Source organism: Klenkia sp. PcliD-1-E (assembly GCF_024124375.1).
GTDB lineage: Bacteria > Actinomycetota > Actinomycetes > Mycobacteriales > Geodermatophilaceae > Klenkia.
Window position 1 is genome coordinate 41191 of sequence record NZ_JAMXRZ010000013.1, and the last position, 10047, is coordinate 51237.

Genomic DNA, 10047 nt, shown 5'->3' on the forward strand with positions numbered 1-10047 from the left:
CAGCCGCCCGGGGCTGCCGACCTGGCTGAGGTGGAACGCACCCGGCGCCGGACACCCCTCGTGGGTCTGCTGTGCCTCGCGCTGCTCGGTGCCACCTGGCTGCTGCCCGCCGGGGCCCACCGGCTGGCCGCCGACGCGGTGGTCGTCCTCGCCGCGCTGGGCACCGCCGCCGTGCTGGCCCGGGCCGGTCGCGACGTGCCCGCCCGCGGCTGGACCCTCGTCGCTCGCGCCCTCGTGCTGGGTGTCGTGGTGGCCGGGGCCGCCGAGCTGGTCGGTCCCGCGCCCGGTGCGGTCGACCCGCCGCGCACCGCGGCCTCCGTGCTGCCCCACCTGGTCGGCGTGGTCGCCGTCCTCGTCCTGCTCGGCCGGGCCCGGCTGCGCGCCGGCGGTGCCCGGCTGCTGGTCGAGAGCGCCCTGTTCTGGACGGCGGCGTTCGTGCTGGCCCAGCTGCTCGTCGTCGGCCCGGTGGTCCGGCGGCTCCCGCTGGACGCCGTCGCCCGCGCCGGCCTGGAGGCCAGCTGCACCGCCGCCACGCTGCTGCTGGCCGCCGGCCTCACCTTCCTCACCGCGGCGGGTCCGGCCCGCCGCACGACCGCGGGCACCACCCTCGCCGGGCTGGCCGGGGTCACCGTCGCCGACTGCCTGGCCGTGCTGGGCTCCACCGGCGGGTTCGGCCTGCTGGGCCTGGCCAGCCGCGCGGTCCTCGTCGGCGGGCTGGTGCTGCTCGCGCTCGCCGCCGCCCACGACCCCGGGACGGCGGCCGACGACCGCCCCGTCGCCGACGGCCGGCTGGCCACCGGCATCACGCTGGCCGGCCAGCTGCTGCCGCACGCGGTGATGGTCCTGGCCGCCGTCCTGGTCCTCGCCTCGGCGCTGTTCGTGGCCACCCCGACCCCGGCCGCCCTGGTCGCGGTCGCCGCCGGCCTGGCGCTCACCGGCGTGCACCGCGTCGTCGTGGTGGGGGACGAGATGCGCTTCGCCGGCCGGCTGGGCCGCAGCGAGGCCTTCTTCCGCAACCTGGTCCGCGCCAGCAGCGACGCCGTGCTGGTGCTCGACGGCGAGCGGGTCATCACCTGGGCCGCGCCGTCCCTGGCCGACCCCGCCGACGCCGCCGGCCGGCCGCTGGTGGGCGCACCGGTCACCGACCGGGTGCACCCGCAGGACGTCGACACCGTGCGCGCCTGGCTCGCCGACGGCGGGGACGGCGCCGCCCTGACCGGGCTGTGCAGCTTCCGCCTGCCCGCCGCCGACGGCACCTGGCAGGCCTGGGAGGCCAGCGTGACCGACCTGCGCGCCGACGCCGCGGTCGGTGCCCTGGTGCTGCACTGCCGCGACGTCACCGTCCGCCTGCACGCCGAGGACGAGCTGCGGTCGCTGGCCTTCACCGACCCGGTGACCGGCCTGCCCAACCGCGCCGCCCACGTCATCGCCCTGGCCGGGGAGCTGGCCGCCGCCGGCCCCGAGGCCCAGGTCAGCCTGCTGCTGTTCGAGATCGAGGGCCTCGACGACGCCCGGGAGAATGTCGGACGGGACGTCGTCGACGTCGCCGTCGTCGAGGTCGGGCGGCGGCTGCGGGCCACCGTGCGGGCCGACGACCTGGTCGCCCGGGTCGGGGCCGAGGTCTTCGCGGTGCTCGCGCACGGCACCGGCGACGAGCCCGACCGGGTGGCCGCGCGCTGCCTGTCCGTGGTCGAGCAGCCCGTGGTCACCCAGCTGGGCCTGGTCGACCTGTCGGCCGCCGTGGGCCTGGTGCCGCTGGTGGCCGGGCCCGGTGCGGAGACCGTCCTGGACCGGGCCGAGCTCGCCGTGCGCAGCGCTCGGCTGGCCGGCCCGGGGTCGGTGCGCCGCTGGGAGCCCGCGCTGGCCGCGGCCCGCGACCGCCGGGAGCGGCTGCGCGAGGACCTGGTCGGTGCCCGCGCCCGCGGCGAGCTCGCCATCGCCTGGCAGCCGATCGTCTCGCTGACCGAGCAGCGGGTCACCGGCGTCGAGGCCCTCGCCCGCTGGGTGCACCCGGCCTTCGGCGAGCTCGAGCCCGAGGAGTTCATCCCGATCGCCGAGCGCGCCGGGCTGGTCGGGGACCTGCAGCGCTGGGTGCTGCACGAGGCGATGACCCAGGCCGCCGCGCTCCCCGAGCACGGCGAGCCGCTGCGGCTGGGCATCAACGTCTCGCCGGTGCACCTGGCCAGCGGCACCGTGGTCGGCGACGTCGCCGCTGCCCTGGGCGCCACCGGCTTCCCGGCCCAGCGCCTGGTCATCGAGGTCACCGGCTCCACGGGGTTGGTGGACAGCCCCTCGCTGGCCGCCGACTTCGCCGCGCTGCGGCTGATGGGCGTGCACCTGGCGCTGGACGACTTCGGTGCCGGGGCCTCCTCGCTGGACCACCTGACCCGCTGGGCGGTCGACGTGGTCAAGCTCGACCGCGCCTTCCTCGCCCGGGTGGACAAGGACGCCCGGCCCCGCGCACTGACCGCCTCCGTCATCGGCATCGGCAGCGCGCTGGGCATCGACGTGGTGGCCGAGGGCGTGGAGACCCCCAGCCAGCTCACCGTGCTGCGGGCCCTGGGCTGCGGCTACGCCCAGGGCTTCCTGCTGTCCCGGCCGCTGACCCTGCCCGCCCTCGTCGCCCGGCTGGACGCCGGCGCCGGGCACCTGTGGCCGGGCCAGGTCGGCCGGGTCGGGGCCGGCTGACCGCCCCGTCCCACGGAGCGGTCCACCGCGTCCCAGTGGATGGGACGCGGTGGTTGACGCGGGTGCGCCCCCCGGCGCACAGTGACGCCGTGCTGCGCTCTGCCCTCCTCGTAGTCATCGACTAGCGCGACGGTCACCCGACCGTCGCGCCCACCCCTCCGTGCCTGCCGGCACGAGGGGTTTTTTGTTGCCACGGGCCCAGAGCACGAGCTGCCGCGCACCCGCCCACGCCTTCCAGGGAGACCCCCCAGATGAGCACCACCGCCAGTGCCCAGGCCACCCCCGGTGCACCCACCCAGGCCGCCGCGGCGGCCACCGTCGGCGTCGAGTCCACCGACCGTTCGCTGACCGACGCGGCCCGACCGGCGGGCGCCCCCGCGACCGGCATCACCGGCGCGCAGAGCCTCGTCCGCTCGCTGGAGGCCGTCGGCGTCGACCTGGTCTTCGGCCTCCCGGGCGGGGCGATCCTGCCGCTCTACGACCCGCTGTTCGACTCCACGGTGCGGCACGTGCTGGTCCGCCACGAGCAGGGCGCCGGGCACGCGGCCACCGGCTACGCCCAGGCCACCGGCCGAGTCGGGGTCTGCATGGCGACGTCGGGCCCGGGCGCCACCAACCTGGTCACCCCGCTGGCCGACGCCTACATGGACTCGGTGCCGGTCGTGGCCATCACCGGCCAGGTGGCCAGCGGCTTCATCGGGACCGACGCCTTCCAGGAGGCCGACATCCGCGGCATCACGATGCCGATCACCAAGCACAACTTCCTGGTCACCGACCCCGCCGAGATCCCGCAGCGCATCGCCGAGGCCTTCCACCTGGCCTCCACCGGCCGACCCGGCCCCGTGCTGGTCGACGTCCCCAAGGACGTGCTGCAGGCGACCACCGACTTCAGCTGGCCGCCGCGGATGGACCTGCCCGGCTACAAGCCGACCACCCGCCCGCACGGCAAGCAGGTCCGCGAGGCCGCCGCGGTGATCCAGGCGGCGCGCCGGCCGGTGCTCTACGTCGGCGGCGGCGTGCTCAAGGCCGGCGCCAGCGAGGTGCTCCGCGAGCTGGCCGAGATGACCGGGGCCCCCGTCGTCACCACCCTGATGGCCCGGGGCGCGTTCCCCGACAGCCACCCCCAGCACCTGGGCATGCCCGGCATGCACGGCACCGTCACCGCCGTCGCCGCGCTGCAGAAGGCCGACCTGCTCGTGGCCCTCGGCGCGCGCTTCGACGACCGGGTCACCGGCAAGCTGGAGAGCTTCGCGCCCGGCGCCACGATCGTGCACGCCGACATCGACCCGGCCGAGATCGGCAAGAACCGCAAGGCCGACGTCCCGATCGTGGGCGACGCCAAGGAGACCATCACCGAACTGGTCGCCGCGCTCACCGCGCTGCAGGAGAAGGACGGCCCCGCGGACCTGTCCGCCTGGTGGGCGCAGCTGGACCGTTGGCGGGAGACCTACCCGCTGGGCTACGACCTGCCCGAGGACGGCGCGCTCTCCCCGCAGTACGTCATCGAGCGGCTCGGCGCGATCGCCGGCCCGGACGCGGTCTACTGCGCCGGGGTCGGCCAGCACCAGATGTGGGCCGCGCAGTTCGTCAAGTACGAGAAGCCGGGCACCTGGCTCAACAGCGGGGGCCTGGGGACGATGGGCTACGCCGTCCCCGCCGCGATGGGCGCCAAGGCCGGCCGGCCCGAGGCCACCGTGTGGGCGGTCGACGGCGACGGCTGCTTCCAGATGACCAACCAGGAGCTGGCCACCTGCGCCATCGAGGGCATCCCGGTCAAGGTGGCGCTGATCAACAACGGCAACCTGGGCATGGTCCGGCAGTGGCAGACCCTGTTCTACGAGGGCCGCTACTCCAACACCCGGCTGCACAACCGCGGCTCCGGCGGCGGGGAGATCGAGCCGATCCGCATCCCGGACTTCGTGCAGCTGGCCGAGGCGCTGGGCTGCGTGGGGCTGCGCTGCGAGCGGGCCGAGGACGTGGACGAGGTCATCGAGGAGGCCATGGCGATCGACGACCGCCCGGTGGTCATCGACTTCGTGGTGGGCTCGGACGCCCAGGTCTGGCCGATGGTCGCCGCCGGCGCCAGCAACGACGACATCCTGGCCGCGCGGGACGTCCGCCCGGTCTTCACGGAGGGACCGGTCTGATGACGCGCCACACCCTGTCGGTCCTGGTCGAGAACAAGTCCGGTGTGCTGGCCCGCGTCTCCGCGCTGTTCAGCCGCCGCGGCTTCAACATCGAGTCCCTCGCCGTCGGCCCCACCGAGAACCCCGACCTCTCGCGCATGACGATCGTGGTCGACGTGGAGAGCCAGCCGCTGGAGCAGATCACCAAGCAGCTGAACAAGCTGGTCGAGGTGATCAAGATCGTCGAGCTGGACGGCGCCTCGGTGCAGCGCGAGCTGCTGCTGGTCAAGGTCCGCGCGCCGCTGGCCGACCGCGCCCAGGTGCTGCAGACCGTCGAGCTCTTCCGTGCCAAGGTCATCGACGTCAACGCCGACACCGTGACCGTCGAGGCGACCGGCACGACCGAGAAGCTGCAGGCGCTGCTGGCCGTGCTGGCCCCGCTCGGGATCAAGGAGATGGCCCAGTCCGGTGCCGTCGCCCTGGCCCGGGGACCCCGCTCGATGAGCGGCGCCGGTACGTTGCGCCCGGTCGAGCGCACCGCCTGAAGCCGTTCCACCCCACCTACCGAAGGAGCTCCACCGCATGGCCGCCGAGATCTTCTACGACGACGACGCCGACCTCTCGATCATCCAGGGGCGCACCGTCGCCGTCATCGGCTACGGCAGCCAGGGCCACGCGCACTCGCTGTCGCTGCGCGACTCCGGCGTCGACGTCCGCGTCGGCCTGCCCGAGGGCAGCAAGTCCCGCGCCAAGGCCGAGGCCGAGGGCCTGCGGGTCGTCACCCCCGCCGAGGCGGCCGCCGAGGCCGACCTGATCATGGTCCTGGCGCCGGACCACGTGCAGCGGACGCTGTACACCGAGTCGATCGAGCCCAACCTGCAGGACGGCGACGCGCTGTTCTTCGGCCACGGCTTCAACATTCGGTTCGGCTACATCAAGCCCCCGGCCGGCGTCGACGTCGCGATGGTCGCCCCCAAGGGCCCCGGCCACCTGGTGCGCCGCGAGTTCAGCGACGGCAAGGGCGTGCCCTGCCTGATCGCCGTCGAGCAGGACGCCTCCGGCTCCGCGCAGGCGCTGGCGCTGTCCTACGCCAAGGCCATCGGCGGTGCCCGCGCCGGGGTCATCAAGACGACCTTCGCCGAGGAGACCGAGACCGACCTCTTCGGCGAGCAGGCCGTGCTGTGCGGCGGCATGTCCGCGCTGGTGCAGGCCGGGTTCGAGACCCTCACCGAGGCCGGCTACCAGCCCGAGATCGCCTACTTCGAGTGCCTGCACGAGCTGAAGCTGATCGTCGACCTCATGTACGAGGGCGGCATCGCCAAGCAGCGCTGGTCGGTGTCGGACACCGCCGAGTACGGCGACTACACCTCCGGCCCGCGCGTGGTCGACGCCCGGGTCAAGGAGACGATGGGTGAGGTGCTCAAGGACATCCAGGACGGCACCTGGGCCGCGAAGTTCATCGCCGACCAGGACGCCGGCGCCCCGGACTTCACGGCCAAGCGGGCCGCCGCCGAGGCGCACCCGATCGAGGAGACCGGCCGCCAGCTGCGCGGCCTGATGAGCTGGGTCTCCGCGTCCGACGACTACACCGGCACCGCCCAGCGTTCCTGACCCCCGACGCAGGACGGCCCCGCACCGGCAGGTGCGGGGCCGTCCTGCTTCCTCCGTTCAGGCGGCCCAGGCGCGCACCTCGGGCTTGCGGGTGAGCACCACGACCCCGACCGCCAGACCCAGCAGCAGGACCGACAGGACGTCCACCGTGCCGGCCAGCGCGATCGCCAGCACCAGGTTGACCAGCCAGACGGCGACCAGGGCGATGCCGGCGTAGGCCAGCAGCCGACCGTCGATGCCGCGGTACAGCCGCACCGAGCCCAGCACGGTGGCCGCCGACAGCACCAGGTACAGACCGCCGATCACGAAGCCCGCCACGCTCCCGGCGGCCAGGCCGAGGCTCAGGCCGTTCAGGCCGGGCAGCAGGCAGAACACCGCCTGCAACCCGGCCAGGGCCACCGCCGCCACCACCGTGGGCGGAGGACGGCGGGGGCCGGTCCCACCCATGCTCAGCGGCCGCGGCGCGCGCGGTGCGCGGCGAAGAACTGCGCCGACGGGGCCAGGCACAGCAGCACGATGGTGCCGACGGCGGCGCCGAACAACAGGAAGCTGAACACGATCTCACCGGCACCCGGGCGGGCGAACTCGTTGCCGGTGTTGGCAAGGTTGGCGACCAGGCCGAACCCGGTGAAGGCCGTGGAGATGGCGGCGGAGACGATGAGCATGACCCGGCTGCGGCCGGTCAGCGCCCACACCGAGCCCCAGATGGTGATCACGGTCCAGGCCAGGATGAGCAGCCCGGCGACCAGGATGAACCCGGTGACCGCACCGCTGATGGCACCGAAGCCCGGGATCTCGTCGTCCAGCGAGTTGCCCGCCCCGGCCACGGTGGCGCCGCCGATGATCGCCAGCAGCGAGAACAGCACGCCGAAGGCACCGAAGATGAACCCGAAGACCGCGGCGGTGATGACGGCGCCGGGCTTGGACGGTGCGGCGGGGGCGTACCCGTACCCCTGGTCGTAACCCTGCTGGCCGTAGCCCTGCTGCCCGTAGGCCTGGGCGTAGCCCGGCTGCTGGCCGTAGGCCTGCTGCCCGTATCCCTGGGCGCCGTACCCCTGCTGCCCGTACCCCTGCTGCTGGCCGTAGGAGGACTGCCCCCAGGAGGACTGCTGCCCGTACGGGGAGGTCTCCGACCGGCCCTGCTCGTCCTGCTGCTCGCTCACTGCACTCCTCCGCGCGGGACCGGCGCCGCGGACGCTCGCCGGTGCTTGAACGGCCAGGATGGCGGGCGGCCGGGGGAGGGGCAAGCAGGCCCTCACCCCGGCGGGTCCTAGGCTGTCCACCCGTGACCACGCCTGCGCCCGTCGTCCTCATCGCGGAGGAGCTCGCCCCCAGCGCCCTGGAGGTGCTCGGCTCCGGCTTCGAGATCCGGCACGTGGACGGCGCCGACCGGTCCGCGCTGCTGCCGGCCCTGGCCGACGCGTCCGCGGTCATGGTGCGCAGCGCGACCACCATCGACGCCGAGGCCCTGGCCGCGGCGCCGAACCTCAAGGTGGTGGCGCGGGCCGGCATCGGCCTGGACAACGTCGACGTGCCGGCCGCCACCGCGCGCGGGGTCATGGTGGTCAACGCGCCGACCTCCAACATCGTCAGCGCCGCCGAGCACGCGGTCGCCCTGCTGCTGGCCGCCGCTCGGCACATCCCGGCCGCGGACGCCTCGCTGCGCGAGGGCACCTGGAAGCGCTCCACGTTCACCGGTGTCGAGGTCACCGAGAAGACCGTCGGCGTCGTCGGCCTGGGCCGCATCGGCGTCCTGGTCGCGCAGCGGCTGGCCGCCTTCGGCGTCACGCTGATCGCCTACGACCCCTACATCCAGCCCGGCCGCGCCGCCCAGCTCGGCGTCCGGCTGGTCTCGCTGGAGGACCTGCTCCGCGAGTCGGACTTCATCACCATCCACCTGCCCAAGACGCCCGAGACCCTCGGGATGATCGGGGCCGAGCAGCTGGCGATGACCAAGCGCGGCGTGATCATCGTCAACGCCGCCCGCGGCGGGCTGGTCGAGGAGGCCGCGTTGGCCGACGCGCTGCGCTCGGGCCAGGTCGGTGCGGCCGGCATCGACGTCTACGCCAAGGAGCCCTGCACCGACAGCCCGCTGTTCGCGCTGCCCAACGTCGTGGTCACCCCGCACCTGGGTGCCTCGACCACCGAGGCCCAGGACAAGGCCGGGACGGCGGTCGCCCGCAGCGTCCGGCTGGCGCTGCAGGGCGACTTCGTCCCCGACGCGGTCAACGTGCAGGCCGGCGGGATCGTGGCCGAGGACGTCCGGCCGGGGCTGCCGCTGGCGGAGAAGCTGGGCCGGGTCTTCACCGCGGTCGCCGGGGGCCTCGCGCAGTCGGTCGAGGTGCAGGTGCTGGGCAAGATCGCCGAGTTCGACGTCTCCGTCGTCCAGCTGGCCGTGCTGCGCGGGGTGTTCACCGACGTCGTGGAGGAGCAGGTCTCCTACGTCAACGCCCCGCTGCTGGCCGAGGCCCGCGGCCTGGAGGTGTCGCTGGCCTCCGACGTCGAGAGCCCGCACTACCGCAACCTGGTCAGCGTGCGCGGAGCGATGGCCGACGGCGCCGAGGTCACCGTCTCGGGCACCCTCTACGGCAAGAACCAGGTGCCCAAGCTGACCGAGGTCATGGGCTTCGAGATCGACCTGGAGGCGAAGGGCTACCTGCTGTTCTTCACCTACGCCGACCGGCCCGGCGTCGTCGGCACCGTCGGCGCGGCGCTGGGGGCGGCCGGGATCAACATCGCCGGGGCCCAGGTCAGCCGCACCACCCAGGGCGGGGACGCGCTCATGGCGGTCACCGTCGACAGCGAGGTCAGCGGTGAGCTGCTGGCCGACATCGCCGGCCAGATCGGCGCCCGCGAGGCCCGCTCGGCCGACCTGAACCCGACCTGACCCCACCCCCACAGCTCCGCACCGCGGCGCCGGCCCCCGACCCGGGGACCGGCGCCGCGGTGCGTCCGGGCCCAGGTCGCTGCCCACCGACGGCCAGTTCATTGCCAGCTGCGACTGGTTGAGCACTGGTCCACTCGGCACCCGGGGGATCCGCGCTGGGCCGGATGCGCGTCCCGCTGGGCCGACCGTCCGGTCCGTCACGGAATCGTCGCACGACCGTCGGGGAACGCTCACAGACTCGGCGGACGGCCCAGGGAGGCTGGGCCGTTCGGGTCATGGTCGGAAGCCTTGCTCACGACCAGCGTTGGCCGGGTCCGGCGCAGAGCCGCGCCGGGACCATCTCCCAACGCCGACAGGGGTGCACGTGGTTCCCAGGACAACCACCATGCCCGGGGAGGGACGCCACCGCGTCCTCGCCCGGGGCGGGATCGTCGCGATCGCGGCGGCCCTCACCATGACCGGGGGGGCCGGCGCCGCGCTGGCCTCGCCGGCCGACATCGCAGCGCGCGCCGGGCAGGAGCAGATCTCCCTCACCCCGGACCAGCTGCAGCAGGTCCGCGACCAGCTCCAGGCGCGCCAGGCCGGGACCCGGCCCGCGGGCCTGCCCGCCAGCGGCCCGGCCTCGTTCTTCGTCGAGACCAGCACGCCCTCGACCTCGCAGGTCTACACCGACGCCCTGCCGGGTGCGGGCGAGGCCGCCGCGGGTGCGGCCGCCGCCGCGGCCCAGCCGGCCGC

8 protein-coding genes are annotated in these 10047 nt (G+C 74.5%); 6 read left to right on the forward strand and 2 right to left on the reverse strand.

Features of this window, described 5'->3' with window-relative positions:
* Positions 1 to 30 precede the first annotated feature (30 nt).
* From NH342_RS24075 to ilvC, 4 genes are all read left to right on the forward strand, one after another.
* A complete protein-coding gene (locus NH342_RS24075; protein WP_253011895.1) occupies positions 31 to 2688 on the forward strand; it encodes an EAL domain-containing protein in 2658 nt (885 codons plus the stop codon).
* A gap of 251 nt (positions 2689 to 2939) precedes the next feature.
* Positions 2940 to 4835, forward strand: a complete 1896-nt coding sequence (locus NH342_RS04665) for an acetolactate synthase large subunit (RefSeq protein WP_253011898.1) — start codon at positions 2940 to 2942, stop codon at positions 4833 to 4835.
* Positions 4835 to 5359: an acetolactate synthase small subunit gene (gene ilvN, locus NH342_RS04670; protein ID WP_253011901.1), complete on the forward strand. Its 525-nt coding sequence runs from the start codon at positions 4835 to 4837 to the stop codon at positions 5357 to 5359. Before NH342_RS04665 ends, ilvN begins: the two co-directional genes overlap by 1 nt.
* Positions 5360 to 5396: 37 nt before the next feature.
* Positions 5397 to 6425, forward strand: coding sequence for a ketol-acid reductoisomerase (gene ilvC / locus NH342_RS04675; RefSeq protein ID WP_253011904.1), 1029 nt, complete (start codon positions 5397 to 5399; stop codon positions 6423 to 6425).
* Between the two features lie 57 nt (positions 6426 to 6482).
* Here the strand turns inward: ilvC and NH342_RS04680 are convergent, their stop codons facing one another.
* Both NH342_RS04680 and NH342_RS04685 read right to left on the reverse strand, forming a co-directional pair.
* On the reverse strand, positions 6483 to 6824 hold the full coding sequence (locus tag NH342_RS04680) for a hypothetical protein (RefSeq protein WP_253011907.1): 342 nt from the start codon (positions 6822 to 6824) through the stop codon (positions 6483 to 6485).
* Positions 6825 to 6874: 50 nt separating this feature from the next.
* On the reverse strand, positions 6875 to 7588 hold the full coding sequence (locus NH342_RS04685; protein WP_253011909.1) for a hypothetical protein: 714 nt from the start codon (positions 7586 to 7588) through the stop codon (positions 6875 to 6877).
* A gap of 122 nt (positions 7589 to 7710) precedes the next feature.
* Here NH342_RS04685 and serA point away from each other — a divergent pair, with 122 nt between their 5' ends.
* Positions 7711 to 9312 (forward strand): phosphoglycerate dehydrogenase, encoded by a 1602-nt coding sequence (gene serA, locus NH342_RS04690; RefSeq protein WP_253011912.1) that lies wholly within the window; start codon positions 7711 to 7713, stop codon positions 9310 to 9312.
* A 385-nt stretch (positions 9313 to 9697) separates the two neighbouring features.
* Positions 9698 to 10047: hypothetical protein (locus NH342_RS04695; RefSeq protein ID WP_253011915.1), on the forward strand; the 350-nt coding region annotated here is incomplete at its 3' end.